Annotated in this window: 21 protein-coding genes; 10 read left to right on the forward strand and 11 right to left on the reverse strand. The window is 38.2% G+C overall.

What is annotated here, in order from left to right; all coding sequences use genetic code 11:
- Positions 1 to 86 precede the first annotated feature (86 nt).
- The 5 genes from I6F40_RS06765 to I6F40_RS06785 all read left to right on the forward strand — a co-directional run bounded on the left by I6F40_RS06765 (position 87) and on the right by I6F40_RS06785 (position 5,138).
- Entirely contained in the window at positions 87 to 695 is a 609-nt protein-coding gene (locus tag I6F40_RS06765; RefSeq protein WP_166378687.1) for a flavin reductase family protein, read from the forward strand.
- A gap of 91 nt (positions 696 to 786) precedes the next feature.
- Entirely contained in the window at positions 787 to 2,388 is a 1,602-nt protein-coding gene (locus I6F40_RS06770; protein WP_166378685.1) for a YHYH protein, read from the forward strand.
- A 9-nt stretch (positions 2,389 to 2,397) separates the two neighbouring features.
- Positions 2,398 to 2,928, forward strand: coding sequence for a hypothetical protein (locus I6F40_RS06775; protein WP_197192688.1), 531 nt, complete (start codon positions 2,398 to 2,400; stop codon positions 2,926 to 2,928).
- On the forward strand, positions 2,928 to 4,373 hold the full coding sequence (locus I6F40_RS06780; protein WP_166378683.1) for an ATP-binding protein: 1,446 nt from the start codon (positions 2,928 to 2,930) through the stop codon (positions 4,371 to 4,373). Before I6F40_RS06775 ends, I6F40_RS06780 begins: the two co-directional genes overlap by 1 nt.
- A 93-nt stretch (positions 4,374 to 4,466) precedes the next feature.
- Positions 4,467 to 5,138 (forward strand): response regulator, encoded by a 672-nt coding sequence (locus I6F40_RS06785; protein ID WP_166378681.1) that lies wholly within the window; start codon positions 4,467 to 4,469, stop codon positions 5,136 to 5,138.
- Positions 5,139 to 5,165: 27 nt separating this feature from the next.
- Here I6F40_RS06785 and I6F40_RS06790 read toward each other — a convergent pair whose 3' ends face one another.
- Complete coding sequence (locus I6F40_RS06790; protein ID WP_007376869.1) at positions 5,166 to 6,023, reverse strand: PA4780 family RIO1-like protein kinase; 858 nt, start codon at positions 6,021 to 6,023, stop codon at positions 5,166 to 5,168.
- 311 nt (positions 6,024 to 6,334) lie between these two features.
- Between I6F40_RS06790 and I6F40_RS06795 the strand changes: the two genes are divergently transcribed.
- Both I6F40_RS06795 and I6F40_RS06800 read left to right on the forward strand, forming a co-directional pair.
- A complete protein-coding gene (locus tag I6F40_RS06795; protein ID WP_166378679.1) occupies positions 6,335 to 6,610 on the forward strand; it encodes an EF-hand domain-containing protein in 276 nt (91 codons plus the stop codon).
- Between the two features lie 12 nt (positions 6,611 to 6,622).
- Entirely contained in the window at positions 6,623 to 7,078 is a 456-nt protein-coding gene (locus I6F40_RS06800) for a hypothetical protein (protein WP_166378677.1), read from the forward strand.
- Between the two features lie 88 nt (positions 7,079 to 7,166).
- Here the strand turns inward: I6F40_RS06800 and I6F40_RS06805 are convergent, their stop codons facing one another.
- From I6F40_RS06805 to I6F40_RS06825, 5 genes are all read right to left on the reverse strand, one after another.
- A complete protein-coding gene (locus I6F40_RS06805) occupies positions 7,167 to 8,546 on the reverse strand; it encodes an FG-GAP repeat domain-containing protein (protein WP_166378675.1) in 1,380 nt (459 codons plus the stop codon).
- A 276-nt stretch (positions 8,547 to 8,822) separates the two neighbouring features.
- Positions 8,823 to 10,763 carry a putative bifunctional diguanylate cyclase/phosphodiesterase gene (locus I6F40_RS06810; RefSeq protein WP_166378673.1) on the reverse strand — a complete coding sequence of 647 codons (1,941 nt, stop codon included), beginning with the start codon at positions 10,761 to 10,763 and terminating at the stop codon, positions 8,823 to 8,825.
- Positions 10,764 to 11,025: 262 nt separating this feature from the next.
- Positions 11,026 to 11,871, reverse strand: a complete 846-nt coding sequence (yghU, locus tag I6F40_RS06815) for a glutathione-dependent disulfide-bond oxidoreductase (protein WP_024589239.1) — start codon at positions 11,869 to 11,871, stop codon at positions 11,026 to 11,028.
- 77 nt (positions 11,872 to 11,948) lie between these two features.
- A complete protein-coding gene (locus tag I6F40_RS06820; RefSeq protein ID WP_166378671.1) occupies positions 11,949 to 12,530 on the reverse strand; it encodes a rhomboid family intramembrane serine protease in 582 nt (193 codons plus the stop codon).
- 116 nt (positions 12,531 to 12,646) lie between these two features.
- Positions 12,647 to 13,330 carry a type 1 glutamine amidotransferase domain-containing protein gene (locus I6F40_RS06825; protein WP_166378669.1) on the reverse strand — a complete coding sequence of 228 codons (684 nt, stop codon included), beginning with the start codon at positions 13,328 to 13,330 and terminating at the stop codon, positions 12,647 to 12,649.
- A 157-nt stretch (positions 13,331 to 13,487) separates the two neighbouring features.
- Between I6F40_RS06825 and I6F40_RS06830 the strand changes: the two genes are divergently transcribed.
- A complete protein-coding gene (locus I6F40_RS06830) occupies positions 13,488 to 14,411 on the forward strand; it encodes a LysR family transcriptional regulator (RefSeq protein WP_010555363.1) in 924 nt (307 codons plus the stop codon).
- Positions 14,412 to 14,443: 32 nt separating this feature from the next.
- Here the strand turns inward: I6F40_RS06830 and I6F40_RS06835 are convergent, their stop codons facing one another.
- The 5 genes from I6F40_RS06835 to I6F40_RS06855 all read right to left on the reverse strand — a co-directional run bounded on the left by I6F40_RS06835 (position 14,444) and on the right by I6F40_RS06855 (position 20,198).
- Positions 14,444 to 15,178: a dienelactone hydrolase family protein gene (locus tag I6F40_RS06835; RefSeq protein WP_166378667.1), complete on the reverse strand. Its 735-nt coding sequence runs from the start codon at positions 15,176 to 15,178 to the stop codon at positions 14,444 to 14,446.
- Between the two features lie 82 nt (positions 15,179 to 15,260).
- On the reverse strand, positions 15,261 to 16,592 hold the full coding sequence (locus I6F40_RS06840) for a glycerophosphodiester phosphodiesterase family protein (RefSeq protein WP_197192689.1): 1,332 nt from the start codon (positions 16,590 to 16,592) through the stop codon (positions 15,261 to 15,263).
- A 69-nt stretch (positions 16,593 to 16,661) separates the two neighbouring features.
- Positions 16,662 to 17,513, reverse strand: coding sequence for a carboxylate/amino acid/amine transporter (locus I6F40_RS06845; RefSeq protein WP_166378663.1), 852 nt, complete (start codon positions 17,511 to 17,513; stop codon positions 16,662 to 16,664).
- Positions 17,514 to 17,630: 117 nt separating this feature from the next.
- Positions 17,631 to 19,766, reverse strand: a complete 2,136-nt coding sequence (locus I6F40_RS06850) for a M3 family metallopeptidase (protein ID WP_166378660.1) — start codon at positions 19,764 to 19,766, stop codon at positions 17,631 to 17,633.
- Positions 19,767 to 19,988: 222 nt separating this feature from the next.
- Positions 19,989 to 20,198 (reverse strand): hypothetical protein, encoded by a 210-nt coding sequence (locus I6F40_RS06855; protein ID WP_166378658.1) that lies wholly within the window; start codon positions 20,196 to 20,198, stop codon positions 19,989 to 19,991.
- 198 nt (positions 20,199 to 20,396) lie between these two features.
- Here I6F40_RS06855 and I6F40_RS06860 point away from each other — a divergent pair, with 198 nt between their 5' ends.
- Complete coding sequence (locus I6F40_RS06860) at positions 20,397 to 21,257, forward strand: mechanosensitive ion channel family protein (protein ID WP_197192690.1); 861 nt, start codon at positions 20,397 to 20,399, stop codon at positions 21,255 to 21,257.
- 130 nt (positions 21,258 to 21,387) lie between these two features.
- The coding region (locus I6F40_RS06865) for a transposase domain-containing protein (RefSeq protein WP_231609314.1) at positions 21,388 to 21,649 on the forward strand (262 nt) is incomplete at its 3' end.

Raw genomic sequence — 21,649 nt, forward strand, 5'->3', positions numbered from 1 at the left:
TTAGCTTGTTATTTAACTAAGTCAGCCAAACCTATACGTAACTAACTTAAATTAAGATTTAGTTTTAATGTATTAAAAGGAAAAATATGTTTTTAGATTTAACTGTAAATAAAGAGCTTAATGTTTATTCGTATTTAGTTGACGGGATCAGTCCTCGTCCAATTGCGTGGATAAGTACATTAAGTAGCGACGGTGTGGCTAATATTGCTCCTTACTCATTTTTTACAGTAGCGAGTTGTAACCCACCAGTATTGAGTGTGACGCAAGTAAATCCACGCGATAAACCAAGCAAAGATACATTAATTAACTTATTAGCGACTAAAGAATGTGTGATTAACATTGTGAGCCATGAACTGGTTGAAAAAATGAATCAAAGCTGTGCTAATTACCCTAGTGATGTTAGTGAGTTTGATGCTGCAAATATAACTAAAATTGATAGCCAAATGGTCGCAGTGCCGAGTGTTGCTGATTCAAAAGTACGCTATGAGTGTAAGCTACGTGAAGTTATTACTTTTTCAAGCGAGCCAGGTGGCGGGCAAATGATGTTGTTAGACATAGTGGGTATTTGTGTTGACGATGAGGTGTTTGTTGACGGTTATATTGACCCAACACTTTTAGATGCGGTAGGTAGAATGGGTGGGGATTACTATGCAACCACTAAAGACAAATTTGTACTTAAACGACCACAAATCTAGTTTTATGTTTATTTTTCCTTAATTTGTGCACATTGTTTGCACTTTTACTTGTTAAAATATTTTATCAAAAGTTAATGTAAAGGTTCAAACATTGAAAACACTTCTTAAAACAAAAGCCTCTAATGTAACTAAGTTATTTGCGTTAAGTGCGCTTTGTATAGCTTTAAGCGCATGTAATAGCGATTCTACAAGCTCTACAACAGACGGCGAAACAGTCAGTAATAGTGCTCCAACGGTTGACGCCGGTATTGACCAAGCTGTTAATGCGGGCGATACCGTTTATTTAAGTTCAACAGTTGAAGATGATGGCGAAGTATCTGTTAGCTGGTCACAAACATCAGGCACTACCGTTAGCTTATCTTCAAGTACAGCAACTTCTACTGAGTTTGTTGCACCTGAAGTTTTAACCGATGAAGCACTTGTGTTTGAAATCAGTGCAGATGACGGCACAAACGATGTTGTTGTAGATACAATTACAGTTAATGTTATTGCTTCATCAGACTCAGATAGTGGTGCAGTTGATAATAGTGCAAAACTTACCAGTTGGTTAATCAACAACGATACAACCTCTACTTATATACAAAACAATGGCGCAGTGGTTGAAGATGTTCAATCAGTTGAGGTTGTTACCGTTACTGAGGAAGATGCTGACGTTGAATACATGTATGTGCAAACAACTGACATTCCTAAATATGACGTAACACTTACACAAGACCAAGTAGACACGTTAAATAATCGCCCGCGTGCAGCTACTGATTTTTATAACGGTGTAACCTCAGCAGCAGTAGGGCAAACCATTTCGTTTGGTGAAGATATTGGCTATAACAGCAGCACTGAAAACTGTGATGACACAGGCGGTGCAGGCTATTGGCCTCCAGGACCAGGTTGCCCGACAGAACAAACAGTTGAGGCGTATTTTCCGATAACACCTACCGATTTATCTGACACTGAAACTTGTGAAACAGGTTTAGGTACAGTTGGCTTAATGGTTAATGGCACCAGTATATTTAACTGGGGCGATGGTATGAGCTACGGTAATAATATTTGGTATACATTAGCGCCAATTGCAGAGCAATACGATGTTGATGTGTGTGGCGGACATGCTGCTAACGGTGAATATCATCACCATTTTTACACTAGTTGTTTAGCTGATTTACTTGAAGATGATGGCGATGCGCATTCACCTATTTATGGGTTTGCAGCTGATGGTTATCCACTTTATGGTCCTTATGAAAGTAACGGTCAACTTGCATTAAGTGGCTGGGAAATGCGTGATTATGGCGCATCAGAAAGTGAAGGTGGTTGTGGTACTGAGGGTGAGCGAAGCTGTACTTTAGTCGATCAATACGATGTTAGCCAAGGTACACAAACAAGTGATGCAGGTCCTGCTATTGGCGCAGAAGTAACGACGCTCTCTGGTAATACATTAAATGCCGACGATGGTTATTACTTTGAAGATTTCTACTACGCACAAAAAACAGTAACCGGTGCTCAATTAGATGAGCATAACGGCCACGATACTAACGATGGCAAGGGTTATCACTACCATATAACACTAACGTTAGACAGTGATGGTAAATTACAGCCTTCTTTTCCTTATCAAATAGGGCCTCGTTTTAAAGGTCAATTAGCCGATAATTCAATTGGTCGCTGTGATACGGGCGAAACAATGGGTCCACCACCGGGAATGTAAGGAGTAACTATGCGTTATTTTAAATACGCATTGATCCTAACTACTGCTGCGCTATTGAGCTTTAAGCTCTTTGCGCAGCAGGAAATGATGGATCATAGCCATATGCCTATAGCAGTGCCAAGTGATACGCCAATCCCGGCATTAAGCCTTAAGTTATTAAAAGATAGTATGTCGGGTTATAACTTAATTTTAGATACGCAGCACTATGATTTATCTGTACCCCCTGAGGGCGCAATGAACATGCAGCAAATGATGAGCGTTACTACAAACGATGACACGGGCTTTTTACAAGGTCATGCTCATTTATATATAAATGGGGTTAAAATACAGCGAATTTACGGACATGCATTGCATTTACCTGCTAACTTATTTAAAAGTGGTATAAATACCGTATCGGTTACTTTAAATAATCATGGTCATATGTATTGGACCGCTCAGGGCAAAAAAATAGTTGCTACGCTGTATGTTAACGATCAAACCAAAGAGTTTATAACATACCGATTTGAAAGCTTTCCTAGCAAGGTTGAAAACACGCATTAATGAAGATTCATAATAAACTTTTTTTAATACTATTTAGTTTTACTTTTAGTGTTATTGCAGGGCTGGTGGTACTTATACAGTGGAGTATAGGGCAAGGCGTAATTGATTTTGTTAATGCAAAAGAAGTAAAAGCGCTTGAACCACTTGTTGCGCAGCTGTCAAAACAGTACGAACAGACCCCCTCATGGAAACGTGTTGTTGGCGGTGACGAAAATTTTAGAAAACTTGTTGAATCTCAGCTAGAAAATAGCCAGTTTTTACCTAGGCCACCAGAAGGTCCAGGCCCCAGAGGGGGAATGATGCGACGGCCGCCACCCGATCATATTCGTTTAGGGAGAGAGCGCCGCCTACCACCTGAAAATATTGCTCACTACGCTTTGCTTGATGAAAATAAGCAGCGAGTAGTGGGTAGATACCTCAGCGATTTAAAATATATAACAACCCCAATTACAGTGGGCGATAAAACAGTGGGTTACTTAGCTGTTTCCAAAAGAGATAGCTTGGTTGATGGTTATGAGCTTGATTTTTTACAGCAGCAAACTAACTACTTATGGTTTATTGCTTTAGCCGCTGTATTGCTTACATTGCTAGTTACCTTTTTATTGTCTCGCCACTTAGTTAGCCCAGTAAAGCAAATTGCTAACGGTATGCATCGCTTAACGCAAGGTAATTACGAGACCAAACTTACGCTTGAGCGAAAAGACGAGTTAGGCCAATTAAGCGAAGATTTTAATATCCTTGCATTTACACTCGCTAAAGACGAGCAAGTACGTAAACGTTGGCTAGCTAATATTTCTCACGAGCTTAGAACGCCAATGAGTATTTTGCTCGGTGAGCTTGAAGCTATGCTACTTGGCATACGTGAGCCTAATGCAAAAAACATTAACTCGGCTAACGACGAGGCATTGCATTTAAAACGCTTGATTGATGATTTGCATATGCTTAATAGCGCAGAGTTAGGTGGTATGCATTACACTATGCAACCTACTGATATGGCTTTATTATTAAATACTATTGAGCAAAAATATCAGGTTATACTTGAGCAGCACAATATAAAAATTTACTTACTCAATAGCGCTAAACATATAACGGTACAAGCAGATAAAACCCGACTTTTGCAGCTGCTCGATAATATTTTAATGAACGCGGTGCATTATGCACAATGCACCACTATTTCATTAACGGCTAACAATATAAGCATTAAAGGGCAAACCTACTTAGAGCTTATAATTGAAGATAATGGCGTAGGTGTAGAACAGTCTCATTTATCGCATTTGTTTGAGTATTTATATCGAGTAGATAGTTCGCGTAATCGCCAAGAGGGTGGTTCGGGCTTAGGTTTATCTATTTGCCAGCATATAGTTAAAGGGCATAAAGGTGAAATAGCCGCTGAAAAAGCCACTTTAGGCGGTCTTGCTATTATTATTAGGCTACCAACTATTTAGCTTTAGTTGATTAATATAAAAAATACGTAACTTGAACTTTGTTTGATATGGTATTTTTATCCTAAGTTTGGATTACTAATAACAGAGAACTCTATGAGCGAACAAATACTGATTGTAGAAGATGAAGTAAAGCTAGCTAACTTAATGAGTGACTTTTTAAGTAGCCATCATTTTGTTACTCATCAAATACATCACGGAAATGAAGTATTACCTTGGCTTGAAATTAACAGACCCAGCGTAATTTTGCTCGATATAATGTTACCTGGTCAAAGTGGTATTGAATTGTGTAAAGCAATTAGACAGTTTTCTAATGTGCCTATTATTATGGTATCGGCAAAGGTAGAAGAAATTGATCGCTTACTTGGCTTAGAGCTCGGTGCAGATGATTATATTTGCAAACCATTTAGTTATGCCGAGCTGGTGGCTCGTGTAAAAGCTATTTTAAGACGCCTTAATAGCGCAGAGCCAAAAGCAACAGTTATGCAACTTGACGAAAGTACCTACACTGTAAAATTTAAAACCAGTTGTATTGAGCTTACTAACTTTGAATTTCAGTTATTTAAACCTTTGTTTAATAAACCAAATCGTATTTATTCGCGCGATAGTTTAATGGACACTATGTACGCCGATCAGCGTATTGTGAGCCACCGTACTATTGATAGCCATATTAAAAAGTTGCGTAAAAAACTAGATGAAGTGACACAAACTGAAAGTGTTATTCAGTCTGTTTATGGGGTTGGCTACCGATTTGTGCACCCGCAGTAAGAGGTATTAGTGAGCTATGACGATGAGCTACTCATCATCGTCAGCATTTTTAATTCGCTCTAAACGGTCAAACTCTTCGTATTCTGCCGCCTGAATTTCATCAAGAATAGAATCTACATCGGCAAGTTCATCGCTGTCTTCAAATTCACCAGTAAGCGTTGAATTAGGCGTTAAATTTGCCTCTTCAAATAATGCCCACATTTCTTTAGCGTATTGAGTTTTTAGTATGCTTGGCGCAAATTCACCATAGTAGCGGCGTATGTTATTTACATCGCGTGCAAACATAGCTTGTGCACTGTTATTTGCTGAAGCGTTAACTGCTTGCGGTAAATCTATAATTACAGGGCCGTTATTATCTACAAGTACATTAAATTCAGATAAATCACCGTGTATTATACCTGCGCAAAGCATAAGCTTAATGTAATGCATCATGAGTTTATGCTGCTCAATCGCTTGCTCTTCACTAAAAACGACATGTCCAAGTTGAGGGGCTACGTTACCGTCCTCGTCCGACACGAGTTCCATAAGCAGCACGCCATCAATACAAAAGTAAGTATCAGGAACACGTACACCTACACCAGCTAAACGAGATAACGCATCAACTTCGGCATTTTGCCAAATCTCTTCTTCTAATTGACGGCCATAGCTAGAACGTTTACCCATAGCACGCGCTTGGCGTCCTCCACGTACTTTACGGCCTTCTTGGTATTGTGCCGCTTTTTTAAAGCTACGTTTAACCGCGTCTTTATACACTTTCGCACAGCGAATGTGCTCACCACAGCGGACAATAAATACATCGGCTTCTTTACCGCTCATTAGTCGGCTTATAACTTCGTCAATAAGGCCATCATCAACAAGGGGTTGTAGGCGTTTAGGTATTTTCACAGATTGCCTGCTAAGTAGGGTTGGTTATTAATCATTATTTATGAAAGTGCTCTGTATTTGTTTGTTTAATTGGCTCAAGCAGTATATCAGCTTTGAGAATTAAGGGCAGTAACACTACTGCCTGAGAGTAATTAATCGTATTATTTTATTAGCTTATATATTGATTGCAAGGCAATCAACTAGAACTTTTTAAATAAGTATTTAGATTACTATTTTTTATCAAAATAATTCACTACTTACTCATTATTTGCACATTGTTTGCGTTTTTAAAGCGTAAGCTTAGTTTAATTCTTAAATACGAGGTTATTACTATGAAGCATTTTTCAACTCTTGCCACTGTGGCAATATTATCTATTGCTTTTTCAGCTAATGTAGCTGCTCGAGGCGGTGATAATCCTCCTGAAAAACCTGACTTTTCAACTATTGATACCGATGGCGATGGGGTAATTAATTTTGAAGAGTTTAGTGCTAAAAAACCGCCGCACGGCGATGCACAAACAATTTTTGATTCTATAGATGCTGATGGTAATGGCGAAATTAGTGAACAAGAACTTAGCGAACATAAACCACCTCGTCGTGAACGTTGAAAGGATACTAAAATGATTAATAATATTGGCAGCAGCTCTGCGAGTTTTATGCCGCAACAAAGTAGCCAAGCTGCAAAATTAACAACAGAGCAAAGTGATTTTGTTAAAGAAACGCTTGCACAGTTTGATGCAGAAAACTTAACTAGCGACGATGCGCAAAGTATTCAAGCGGCATTTAAAGAACAAGGTATTGAACCAACAAAAGAGCTTGCTGATTTAATGAGCGAACTTGAGTTTGATGCTAAAAGCATTGGTGATGCAGGACGAGTGGAAGGTCAAAGACCTCCACCGCCACCACAGAACTCATTAGAATCAGTCGATACAGACGAAGTAGTCAGCTACTTAGATGAGCTATTAACTGAGTATTCAAGCCAGTTGTCTGATGAAGATAAAGAATCAATCCTTGCATCAGTGCAAGAGAAGTTTGGTTTAAGTGAAGGCGATTCACTGCTAAATGTAACTGCTTAGTTATTACATTTAGCAGCAGAGTTGATTGTTACTCGAAAATCTTAAGTCCAAAGCCCAACGGTTAACTCTGTTGGGCTTTTTTATTGGCTTAATTTAAGCGTGTTTCTATTTTGCTGGTGCCATCTTCTTCGGTAAATTTAAATACAAAATCTTTTTTACCGTCTTGGTTTATGTCTACCAGAAGAATATCTTTATTATTTTTAGGCAGCGTTAGTTTTAATTTTTTACGTTTATCATTTAGCAGTGAGTCTTGCTCTCCGTAATAAATATAGAGCGTTTTTTTACTGTATTTGTATACTGCGTCAATATAGCTGTCGCCGTTAATATCACCTAAATAGAGTGCTGGCTCTGAGTCATCGCCGTTCATTCCCACTTCCATTTCTAAATCAAGTTCTATACTCGATTTATTGGCAAATGAGCCGTCGGGTTGCTGCTTATAAATGTTCATTTCTACATCTACATCAGTACTGCCACCGCCCAATGCCATAGACGCAATAGTACCTAATCCAATTTCTAAATCCATTTTTTGTAAATCAATTAAGCCATCATTATTAAAATCAGTTTTGAGCAATAACTCACTAGGGCCTTGTGTTTCAAATAAGGTAATGGGCGTATTACTAAAGCCTTTAGCACTTCCTAGGTACAAAGTATGTGCTATTTTTATATCTAACGAATCCATACCTTGCGTTGGCTTAAACTGTCTAGTTGTAAAATCTAGAAATCCGTCGTTATTAATATCAATAATTTGCTTTATTTTGCGAGTTTCGCCATTGCTTAGCTCGCCTAATTCGATGTTAAAATCAATTGAGGTGAGCTTTTGCTCAAAGCCTTCTGGATTAGCAAGTAGTACATCTGCTCCAAAGTCATTTGAAAAAATCAGGTCGTTCAACCCGTCGTGGTTAAAATCGATAACGACGGGTTTATTGTTAATATTAACTTCTAGAGAAAGCCCTTTTCCTGAAAAGCTGCCTTCATACATAGGTGTTTGTTTAAATTTGTTAGGCTTAAAGCTGCCATCTTTATTTTGAATGTATAAAGTACTGCTTGCTAACCCAGGGATGAAAATATCGCTTAGACCGTCATTGTTGGCATCGAAAACAAAGTCTACTTTTTCAAATTTATCTATTTTTAATTGATTTAGAACCGACTCATAATTAAACAATAGTGTTGGTTTACCAGCATAGGATTTGTATACACCATCACTTGTTAGTACGAGTGCTTGTTTATCGGTAATGTTAGCAAGTGTAGCCACATCAAACCCGATGGCATTTTTTGGTAAAGCAAGTTCACTACTTAGTGATGTGAGTAAATTGATGGCTTCTAATTGTTTTGATTCTTTATTATATGCAAATAAAATCTCTGAATCGGTTGATACTAATTCATCCGTTGTTTTTATTGCCATTGTTTGAGCTATAGCGCCAATGGGGGTAAGTAAAGTGATAAGTGAATAGCAAAGTGGTTTTATCATGCAAATTCCTTCTTTATATTTAGTTGTATCGTTACATTTTTATTATTCACTTATATAAGCAACATCAGCGCACAACTTAACGTAGGGTCCAGCGCTGGCGGTTTGCTAATTAGCGTAAATTTAAACGTAATACACTTATGTAAGTTGGTTCATATTTAGCCTACGCTAATTACTATGTACTGGGTGTAAGTAATTGTAAGATTATGTTTAGTTAATTTAAATGCCAGCACGCGAGCTTATAAATTGAAACTCTGCTGCTTTTTATAAGGGGTAGTGTTAACTACACAGCTTGTTTTGCCCATGCAGATAAGCGTCTACAAAATCTACTTCCATCGGTTTTGAAAAGTAATAACCTTGCAGGTGAGATACACCAATATTAGTAAGCGTGTTTGCTTGTTCAATAGTTTCAACGCCTTCGGCAACAACAGCAAAATCTAAAGATGAAGCCATTTGTACAATTGCATGAATAATACTTAACCCTCTTTTATCCATATTTTGAATAAAACTTCTGTCTATTTTTACTATATCTACGCCAATATCAAGCATGCTTGATAGTGATGAGTAGCCAGTTCCAAAATCATCAATTGAAATACAAAAGCCTTGTTCTTGTAGTGCTTTAACGGCTGTCAAAAACGTGAGTTTATCCTTAGCAAATACTGACTCGGTAATTTCTATATGTAGATTTTTAGGCTCTACCTGATGGTTATTTACTAATTTTAATACCTTAGTTGCAAACTCTGGATCTTGTAGTTGAATAACCGATACGTTCACGCTTATAGCAATTTGTGGTTGTAAGTGAATGAATTTTTTTGCTTGTACGCATGCTTGCTCTATTATCCAAATACCTAACTCGGTAATCAAACCGTATTGCTCGGCAATAGTTATAAACTCGTCAGGAAAAACATTTTCGCCGTCTAGTTGCCAGCGTAATAATGATTCAAAAGAGGTTACTTTTGATGTTTTGCTATCTACAATTGGCTGAAATACTAGCCTTAAGCTGTTTTCTTCTATGGCACTGGCTAAGCGTTGACTTAAGAGGTATTCCCTTTCTTGTTTTAATTTGAGTGAATCGTTATAAATATTAATATTACCTTTAGCCACCCGCTTTTGGTGATACATTGAGGTATCAGCAGAGCGAATTAAGGTATTTAAGTCATTTCCGTGCTCAGGGTACATAGCAACTCCAATAGTTGCCGATACCCATTTTTGATATTTATATGTTTCATGTTCGGCACTAATGCTTTGAAGTACTTTATTTGCAAACTCGAAAAGCTCAGTTTGATTTTGATACGTTGCTAAAATTAAGAACTCATCTCCACCCCATCGGCATTTATAGAGTTGTTGGTTGCATACATTCCTAATTCTCAGTGCTATTTCTTTTAATACTTTATCGCCTACTTTGTGACCCAACGAATCGTTGATTTGTTTAAACCCATCTAAATCTACAAATAATAAAGCAAAGGGTTCTTTAGGATTATCGGCGAGTTGTTTGTTTGCATTTTTTAAAAATGCGGTTCGGTTTAGTAGATTAGTAAGTGGATCGGTATTTGATAAGCGGTAAATTTCTTCAGTACGTTGTTCAACCTTGTTTTCCATTTCATTAAGTAGCTCTCGGTTTTGGTTTTTGAGCTTAATAGCACTATGTGTAAATGTGGCTGATTTATATGATGAAGCAATCATAATTGTGGAAAAAGTTAAACCTAATAACCCCAATATATGGTGGAAACGATCGTTTGAAAGTGTGAGTAAAAAAGAGTACGGCGCTAATAAAGTAAAGCTATATAAAACTGCTGTAAAACGACTACCAGACAGTAAATTTGCAGAGCCTCCGGCAAGCGCTGATAAAATAGCAATAGTCGTAGTAACCTCTACAGTAGATGATGTGCTATGAAACCAAAGAGCATACCCACACCAAGACATGGCTGTTAATATACAGCCAATTGTAAAGCGACTTATATAAGAATGTATTTTGTAAGGTTGGTTAGACTCTTGAGTTTTAAAAAAAAGCGCTACATCAATAACGCGCAAAGTAAGTACGCACATTATTATGCCAAACCATACTATTTTATCGTGGTTAGTTTTCTCATTATTTATATTAAAAGCAAAGACTAAAGCAACACTTACTAATATAGAAACGGCAATTCCGGAAATAGCATTCGAGTATAAAATTTTGAGCGCTTCTTTTCGCTCATTATTACTTAAATTGTTATATGGCACTAATTAAAACCTTTTTCAAAAACAACCCCTAGGAAATTAAGTAAACCATTTAGCAAATTACACTAATGCAATACTGGTAATACAAAGAGCTTAATAAGCCTTTACGCAGCTAAATAAAACTTTAATGTAAAAGTAAATATAGTTTACGGGAGGGATAAAAAAAGTTTAAAAAGTAAAAAGGCCCAAAATAAATATTTATTTTGAGCCCTAAAATTATCAAGCAGGTTAAAGTGTTAACGACCTTACTTGCTGTTCTATAGATTTAACCTTCGAAATCGCTATCGTTATGGCGCTCTGCCATTTGCTCTTCTTCAGGACCCCATGTGCGATTTACGCGACGACCGCGCTTTACAGCAGGGCGCTCTGATACTTGCGTAGCCCAGCGTACAACATGGGTGTATGAGGCAACATCTAAAAATTCTGCTGCATCATATAAAGCTCCAAGCACTAACGATCCGTACCACGGCCAAATTGCAATATCGGCAATTGAGTATTCATCACCTGCCATGTATTCATTTTCGCTTAAATGGCGATTTAACACGTCAAGCTGGCGTTTAGTTTCCATGGTAAAACGGTCAATAGGGTATTGCATTTTACTTGGTGCATAACTATAAAAGTGACCAAACCCGCCACCTAAGTAAGGCGCTGAGCCCATTTGCCAAAATAGCCAGTTACGACACTCAGTTTTAGCTTTTAGATCTTTAGGTATAAGTACATCAAATTTTTCAGCTAAATACTGTAAAATAGAACCAGATTCAAAGATGCGAGTAGGCGGCGTGGTTGAATGATCCATTAGCGCTGGGATTTTTGAGTTTGGATTAATATCAACAAAGTCAGATCCAAACTGATCGCCATCACCTATGTTTATTAAATATGCGTCATAGTCTGCATCGGTGCAACCAAGCTGTAAAAGCTCTTCAAACATGATCGTAGCTTTTTGACCATTTGGCGTAGCAAGAGAATAAAGCTGAAATGCGTGCTCACCAATAGGTAGAGTTTTGTCATGAGTCGCGCCTGCAATTGGGCGGTTAATGCTGGCAAACTTACCGCCACTTTCACTTTCCCACGTCCATACTTTTGGTGGCGTGTATTCGTTTTTATCACTCATAAATAACCTCTGTTAGATGAAATACATATATGGTAAATGTGGCCATAAAAAATTAATTAAAGGCACTAATACTTAATTTACCGACCTTTTAATTTATCGGCTTTTGCTAATCTATAACCTAAAAACAATCCGCTTAGTGCTCCAAATAAATGGCTTTCAAACGATACATGATAGCGCTGGGGTAAAACACCCCATATAAAACCGCTATAAAGTATAGCCACTACAACAGCAATTATAATTGATTTTAATGAGCGTCTTACTAAGCCGTAGCATAGAATAAAGCCCCATAAACCATATATAACACCGCTTAAACCAACATGTATGTAACTGCGCCCAAATGCCCAAACTAACAGTCCACAAACTAGAGCGGTAAAAATAAATACGTTATAAAAACGTTTTACGCTGTACTGGCAAATTAGCCAACTTAACACTACAAATGGGATCATATTACTGGCGAAGTGCCACCAGCTACCATGTAAAAAAGGTGCGCATAGTATGCCTATTAAGCCTTGGATACTGCGTGGATATATGCCTAAACCATTTAGGTTTATACCAGGTAGGCTATTGATCACTTGTAGTACGAAGCAAAGAACAACAATACTAAAAATTGCGAAGCGGGTACTAGTTAGTAATGACAGTGTGGTTGGCTTGGTTGCCATATAATCGCCCTAATTGACTTTAAGAGTTGCCAGTATAGGAATTGTATTTGCTAATGAAAAGCAATTAAAAAAGCACAGCATAAAATGCTGTGCTTATTTTTAATTTTTACTCACTATTAACCTAGTTTAGTTAATAGTTTTTTGGCTGCTAGTTCAGAGCTTGCTGGGTTTTGACCGGTAATTACTAAACCATCTACTAGCGCTAATACGCCCCAGTCGTCAGTTTTTTGATAATCGCCGCCTTTTTTAATTAGCTCGTCTTCAACTAAAAATGGCACGATATCGGTAAGTTGCACTGCAGCTTCTTCAGAGTTAGTAAAACCAGTTACTTTTTTACCCGCTACTAATGCATTGCCATCGGCATCTTTAACATTTAAAAATGCAGCACTTGCATGACATACCGCAGCAACAGGCTTTTGCTCTTTTACAAAGCTTTCGATAAGCGAAATTGAATCTGCGTTGTCAACTAAGTCCCATAATGGACCGTGACCGCCTGGGTAAAATACAGCATCAAAATCGTTAGATTTTACTTCACTCAACACTTTAGTGTTTGCCATAAGTGTTTGTGCTGCGCTATCGGCGTCGTAACGTTTAGTTGCATCTGTTTGAAAATCAGAAAGCGTACTTGTCGGATCAATTGGTGGTTGACCGCCAGCTGGAGACGCTAATGTTACTTCAACGCCTGCATCAACAAATGCATAGTAAGGGGCTGCAAATTCTTCTACCCAAAAACCTGTTTTTTCGCCAGTGTTACCAAGTTCTGCGTGAGATGTAAGAACCATAAGTATTTTTTTAGACATTGAATATATTCCTTCTGATGATTTGAATTAGTTTATTTTGCTTACCAACTACTATATGCACTAACAGAGCTTTAAACAACGATGATAAATTTAACTTTATTGGTTTAATAATTGATACAATTGAGGGGTTGAATTTAAAATACGTTACGGAGCACATATGAAGGTGTCGTTTGAGCAGTTAAAGAGCATGGTTGTATTTGCGCAAATTGTAGAGCAGGGCAGCTTAACCGCTGCCGCTAAACAGTTAGGACTTACGCGAGCCGTAGCAAGTTATCATTTAAAAAAGTTAGAAACCCAGCTTGAAGTCACTTTATTAAATCGCTCAACTCGTACCATGGCGCTGACTGAGGCGGGCATTGCTTATTATGAGCGTTGTAGAATAATTACCGAACAAGCTAATGCAGCTAATCAGCAAATAGAAAATATAAAGAGTGAGCCGCAAGGTTTACTTAAAATTAGCTGCCCTGTGAATGTGGGAATGCAGCTAATTGTGCCCGCAATAAATACGTTTAAGCGCCAATACCCTAAAATTAAAATAGACTTACAGCTTACTGACGATGTGGTTGATATTATTAAAAATGGGTTCGATTTTGCAATTAGGGGTGTGGCACTGAGTGACTCCAACTTGCAAGCAACCAAGCTTACTACAATGAGCACTTGTATTTGTGGCGCGCCGGATTACTTTACACATTTTGGTAAACCTAAAACGCCTTTAGAATTGGCAGATCATCAATGGGTGGTTTATCAGCTAGGAAGTAAAACGTTAACACTTTCAAAAGATGGCAAAAAACACGACATTGCAATGCAAGGCGCCTTAAGTACTAATAACGCAGCTGCACGTACTGCCTTTGTAGAAGCGGGGCATGGCATTGGGCGTATTCCGCTTTACGATGCGTGGCCTAAAGTACAAGCTGGGCTGCTTGAAATAATATTAGATGATTATAAAAGCAAAGATATTGAACTGTACGGAGTATTTCCGCCAGGAGCTGCGGGTTCTAAAAAGCTACGGTTATTTATTGATTACTTAAAAGCATATTTTGTAAAACAGCATACCGCCTTGGGTATGCTGAAAAGCGTTTAATTATTTTCGCTTTTTAAATATTTATAAAACACTTATAAAGTACGGCTAAATAATGCAACCGCTTGTTGATACATATTAATTGCAAGGGCTGCATCGTATCGCTCACCTTCATCACGCATAAAGGCATGCTGGGCATTAACTTCTTGCCATTGGTAATTAATGCCAGTGCTTACGCATTGCTGGTATATTTTAGTGCGACCTTCTTGTGGCACATGCGGGTCTTGTTTACCCCATATAAAGTGAATTTCGCCTTGTATATCAGCCATGCGTTCAAATGAGTTATTACCTGATTTTGCCGGTAATGTGTCGCTGTGAATATCAGTCGCGTATAAGCAAAAAGCCGCTTTAATTTCAGGGTTAAGCGCCGCTCTGTAAGCTAAATGCCCGCCAATACATACGCCCATAGCGCCCACTGTACCTGTGCAGTAATGCTGCTGCTTTATAAAGTCGATCATGGCTTGCGTGTCGCTATCATGATGCTCAAGTGGTTTTGCCCACTTATCTGCATTGCCTTTATCTTTACCTGCATCGTCGTAAGCAAGCACAGTGCCCATAGGATTTAACTCGTGAAATACTTCCGGTACGAACACTACAAAACCATGGCTTGCTAAAATAGCTGCACTGCGAGCAATAGGTGCAGTTTGCTGAAAAATTTCAGAATAAAAAATAATAGCAGAGAATTGCCCTTGCGCCTGAGGGCGATAGATGGTTGTTCGCATTAAACCTGTAGGTGTTGGCAAGTCTGCGTTATGTTGTTGAATTATCATAAAAGCGCTCAGTTAAATAAAATTATATATAATGATATGGTAACTGAGCGCGATAAAATAAACGACTTTTGTTGTCGAGTATTTAAATACTTGCAGGCATTTTATTACAACTAGCGTAATAACTTACGGTAGCCGGCCAATCTGAAAATATAGCCATTACCCCAACGTCTTTTGCGAGCACATCAACGACCGTCATCATATCGCCATCGTTATCTATAACATCAGCAATAGATTGATAGTAATATCCACCGCCTTCATTAAGCGGACCTGAGCGCTCAAGGCTCCATGCAATAAGCTCTAAACCTGCTGCTTTTGCGTCAATTGCGTATTGTGATGGCACGATATTATTTTCGTTATCTATTGTTAGCATCATCCAAATTGGAGGGGCTAAAATTTTAACGCCGTCAGCCACAAGTTCGTCCATACCAGGTTGCCATGTTTGTGGGTTACTTGGATCAAATCCGGCTTCACTGTCGCGACCATCTAGGTATACGCTTTTATCTGCAAAGTCAGGGTTAGTGTTAATCCAGTATTTTACGTCATCAAGGTTAAACGATTGCGGATAAACTTTTGAGGCTGGCACGCCCATTTGTGTGTACTCGTCTAGCATTTTTTGCGCATATTGCTCTTGCGTCATTCCATCAAATGGCATGCTTACTTGTGGCGATTTAAGTTCTGGGGTCATTTTTACCCCCATCCCATTAAACAGTGCAATGCTTTGTTTATGGGTCATTAATGTACCTTGGGTAGCATATAAGTCAGTGCGCCAATTTGGTGTACCATCCATGTAGTCGGCAACGGTAGTTGCATTAGTGTTTGCACCATCCATTTTACCTTCAAGGGTTAAAAATTCCGCTAAGCTTATATCACTGGTACAGCATTTAGCTGAAGCGGCAATACCATTAGTAGGGTCGGCTGGTGTAAATGGCACACTGCATTTAGCTGCAAGCTCAGGGATGGCTAAAATATTAGTTGTGGTGTGTAAGTCGCATTGAGAGTGGCGGCATACTAGTTCTTTATCGTTTGTAAATGTAACATCGCATTCAACAATACCTGCGCCCATTCTGGCTGCAGCAATGTAGGCTTCTTTGGTGTGCTCAGGATATTGCATTGATGCACCGCGATGACCAATAGAAAAGTCGGTGCGGTAAAAAGGACCTTCACTACAAGATTCTAATTGTGTTTTTAAGTTGCTGTCGCTCATATCATCTACTAGATAATAAGGACGAGTGCCTAGTTGAATATCTGGCGCATCACCACTTGGTACCTCTACAATAATAGGCGTAGGCACTTCAACAATCTCAACTTCTGTGCTGGTAACAACCACTTCTTTTTCTACTATTTCTACATCGTCGTCGCAGCCAGCAAGTGTGGCTAACAATATACCGCTTGTAAGTAAGGTGATACGTTTCATTGTTTATCCTTAAAAAGTAAAATTTGTACTACCTTAATGATTATTAATGACAATTTAGCTACAAACGTATTAATTTACTTTTTTATTAATAACTTGATTCACTAACAAGGCGCCTAACATTATGCCAGCTCCAATACTTAACCTGACTATGTCAGCGTCTCGGTTCCAAATAAGTACATTAATAATAATACCAGCCGGAATGAGAAGGTTATTCATAACTGCCAAGGCACCTACATTTACAAGCGTTGCGCCTTTATTCCATGCAAAATAGCCAAGACCAGAGGCAATAATACCTAAATAAATAAGCACGCCCCACTGGGTAGATGTACTTGGGAGTTTGCTTGCATCACCAAATAAAACGTAGCATATAATGGCAACAATTAACGCCCCAATAAAAAACCAACCAAATATCGCTTTATCGTCAAGTGTATTATTTACCATTAAACGTTTGTAAGTAACTTGCCCTGTTGCAAAACAAATATTGGCAGCTTGTACGAGTAATAAGCCGATTAAAAAGTTGTTGTTTAAGTCCTCATAACGAATTGCAACTGCGCCAAAAACAGCAATAAGTGCAACTATAAAAAACCGTGGATTGAATTTCTTTTCAAGCGCGTCGTTTAATAAAGTAATGTAAATAGGGGTCATTACGGTAAATAACAGTACTTCGGGGACGCTTAAAAATAAAAAGGAGTGGTAGTAAAAGCTATACATAACACCAAGTTGTATAGCGCCAATCAGCATGAGCTTTAAGGCTAAAGGTTTAGGTGTTTGTTTAAACTTTAAAAATGGTAAAAATACGATAGTTGCTAGTGCTATGCGAATTAACACACTAAACCATGCATCAACCTGACCTGCTAAATACACACCAATTAAACTAAATGAAAATGCCCAAAGTAAAGTTACTGCAAATAAGTACCGCATAGCCGTCGTCTCTAAATAATTAATGGCAGCAGTTTATCTGTTATAAATTAATGTATAAACAATAAAAGCCCGCAAGCGGGCTTTTATAAAGCAATAATTAATAAACTAAGTTATTAACTATTCAACTAAACCACGGCGCTTAAGTAGTGCGTCGGTAGTTGGTTTTTGACCTCTAAACTCAATGTAGCTTTGCATTAAGTCGCGGCTGTTACCTTTTGATAGGATTTCTTTACGGAACTTATCACCATTTTTACGTGTTAAGCCGCCGTTGTTTTCCATATGTGCAAAGGCGTCTGCTGCAAACACTTCAGTCCATAGGTACGCGTAGTAACCCGCTGAATAACCACCTGCAAATGTGTGGCTAAAAAAGTTTGATTTATAACGCGGTGGTACAGGGTAGTAAGCAATACCATGCTTTTCTAATGCGTCTTGCTCAAACTTTTGAACGTCAGTAATTTTCTTATCAGAACCAAATGAATGCCATTCCATATCAAGTAGTGCTGCTGCTAAATACTCAGTAGTGCCGTAACCTTGGTTGAATTTTTGCGATTCAAGTACTTTATCAAGTAAAGCTTGTGGAATTGGCTCACCTGTTTTGTAATGTTTCGCATAGTTAGCAAGTACCGTAGGCTCAATCATCCAATCTTCATTTGCTTGTGACGGAAATTCAACAAAGTCACGCGCTGTTGCAGTACCCGCTAGGCTTGGGTATTTAACATCTGAGAATAACCCGTGTGCAGCATGACCAAATTCATGGAACATAGTAGACACTTCGTCAAACGTCATTAGCGTAGGCTCGCCTGCAGCAGGTTTTGGAATGTTCTGCGCATTGTAAATAACAGGTTTGGTGCCTTTTAAGCCGCTTTCGCTAACGTATGCACTCATCCATGCACCGCCACGTTTACCTTCACGTGCATATGGGTCTAAGTAAAATAAACCAATAGCGCTGCCATCAGCGTTAAATACTTCGTATACGGTTACATCTTCATGATAAACAGGAAGATCTTTACGTTCTTTAAACGTAATACCGTACAGTTTGTTCATTGCAAAGAATAAGCCATCGTGAATAACCGATTGCATTTCAAAGTATGGTTTAACAAGTGCTGGGTCTAAGTTGTACTTTTCTGCACGTACTTTTTCAGCATAAAAAGTCCAATCCCATGGTTTAAGCTCAAAGCTTTCGCCTGAATCGTTAATCACTTTTTGAATAGCGGCTGCTTCAATTTTTGCTTTTTCAACTGCTTTTGGTGCTAGGTCATCAAGGATGCCGTAAACGTTATCAGTTGTTTGTGCCATACGCGACGTCATTACATAAGAAGCCCAATCTTTGTAGCCTAAAAGCTCTGCTTTTTGAGCGCGTAGGTTGGTTTCTTTAATAATAATAGGGCCGTTAGTTTTTGCTGCACGGTTTGCAGAAGCTTTAAAAATTCGCTCACGTAGGTCGCGGTTTTCAAGGCTGCTTAAAATTGGTTGTTGCGTTGTATTTACCAAAGTGATCATGTAGCCGTCTTTGCCCGCTTTTTTAGCTGAAGCTGCAAGGCCTGCAATTTCGCCTTCAGAAAGACCCGCTAATTTACTTTTGTCTGTAACTACAATAACGTCTTCTTTAAACGATTTTAAAATGTTTTGTGAAAACGCAGTAGATAGCTGAGCTAGCTCTGAGTTAATTTCACGCATTTTAGCTTTTTCAGCGTCATTTAATTTAGCACCTGCTTTTACAAACTGCTTGTAGTAAAAATCAACTAGGCGTTTATCTTCTGCGTTTAATTTATCTTGATTGTCGTAAATTGTTTGTACGCGCTTAAATAATTCACCGTTTAAGTAAATATCATCTGAGTGAGCAGATAATACAGGCGCCATTTTTTCATCAATACGCTGGTATTCAGCATCTGAAATTAAACCAGATAAGTTATAAAAAGCAGCCGATACGCGATTTAATAGCTCCCCTGACAATTCCATTTTAACTAATGTGTTTTCAAATGTTGCTGGAGCAGGGTTGTTAGCAATGGCTTGTACTTGTGCCGTGTGCTGTGCGATACCAGCATCGAATGCAGCTTCGTAGTCTTTTGTACCAAATTTATCAAACTCTGGTGCCATGTATTGTAATGGGCTTGGTTTAAATAAAACATTGTCTGCGTTCATATCTTGTACTTGAGCTGCGCTCTCTTTTGCCGTGTCTTTTGTTTCAGTTGTTGAACAGGCCGATAGTATTAGTGCACTAGCTATAGTAGTGGCGATCAGGGTTTTACGCATAATAACTCCATAGGAAAATTAGCCGAAATAGGCTTTGCGAGTCGAAAAACCCAGTTAACTTACCAAATTTTGATTTATATACAATAAAGTTTATCGGTATTAAGGGGGATTTGAACGCAAATTAGCTAATAATTAACATTAAGGTAGGTAAAAGTAGCTCTAAAAACATCCTTTGAGCTACTCTAGATATATAAAAAGGGAATAATTAGTGTATTGAGAATTTTAATTGTAGCCAAGAACAAATCTTTTTTCAGAGCCAATGCTCGTTGGTTGCTGCTGTCCAAATTCTTTATTAATAGTAGCTAATGTTTGCTCTTGCTGGGCAAGTAAGCATAATATTTTGTTGCGATAATCTAGGCTACTCTCAAATAAATTTAGATCTACTTGCGGTTGTAGAGTGGCTAGTCGTTGATTTAAAGTAAGTTGTGACATAGTAACCTCCAGTGCTCTTTAACTACATATATAGCACTTGTTGCAATAGTTAGTTAATAAATTGTATATAAAGTACATATTGAACTTATTAACTTCGCGTTTTAGTTATATTATGACGGTTAAACTTACCTAACACTGAACCTATTTCACTTAAAGCGATTTAATTTTAAAGCGCTCCTTGCTTGTTTGGAAAAATAAATGACGTTAGAACAAATAAACCAAATTCTTGCCTTTGTTGTATTTAGTTACAGCGATATACATATAACCGTAGCCAAAATTATTAAAATACCTTTAATACTCTTTGCCATTTGGTTTGTTGTTACGCGCATAGGTAAGTTAATAAAAAGAACCTTACTTGCAAAAAAACTAAGCCAAGATGCCGTACATTTATTTACGCGTATTTATTTTATTATTAGTATCGCTATTTTGGTTTTCACCTCACTAGAAGTGCTCAGTATTCCCGTTACTGCATTTGCATTTGTATCGGGTGCTATTGCCATTGGTGTTGGTTTTGGCGCGCAAAATATTATTAATAACTTTATTAGTGGCTGGATATTAATGTGGGAGCGCCCAATACGTATAGGTGACTTTTTAGAAGTAGGTAATGCAAAAGGTGTGGTAGAAACAATAAATACACGTTCAACACGTATTCGCCGAAACGATGGCGTACATATGCTTATACCTAACAGCCAGCTACTAGAAAACACAGTAACAAACTGGACATTAATTGATGGCAATGCCCGCTCATCGGTCAGTGTAGGTGTTGCCTATGGATCAGACGTATTACTTGTTAAAAAGTTAATACAACAAGTACTTGATGACCATGAATCTATATTGGCTAATCCAAAGTCGTCAGTGTTATTTGATGACTTTGCTGACAGCTCACTTGTATTTAATGCTATTTTTTGGGTATGTGCCGAGTCTGAAACCATGCTTAGAAAAGTACGCAGTGATATTCGTTTTAGTATTTACGCTGTATTTGAAAAGCATGATGTAGTGATTGCTTTTCCGCAGCGTGATATTCATATCGACGGTGAAATTGCATTTAAGCGCTCATAGTTCAAATATAGTAAATATTTAAAGTCGCTCTTGGGCTAACACCGATCAGTTAAGGTATTTTTGATCGGTTGACCGATCTTTTGGTTGCTTCACAATACCCTTATCATCTTTTGATTATGAGGGTATTTTTATGCTTAGTCATTGGTTACTTGATACGGATATATTCGCCACTCCTGACTCTTTATCTACATNGGATATATTCGCCACTCCTGACTCTTTATCTACATTTCAGAAACATATCCCTCTTGAGTGGATTTCTAATGTGCTCGAACAGACCGATAAAGCAAGTATTCGCAAACGTAAGTTACCTGCTGAGCTTGTCGTCTGGCTTATCATTGCAATGGGTCTTTTTCGCGACCGCTCTATTAGTGACGTTGTTGAGAAGTTAGATT

The sequence above is a fragment of the Pseudoalteromonas sp. SWXJ133 genome (assembly GCF_015864365.1).
Classification (GTDB): domain Bacteria; phylum Pseudomonadota; class Gammaproteobacteria; order Enterobacterales; family Alteromonadaceae; genus Pseudoalteromonas; species Pseudoalteromonas arctica.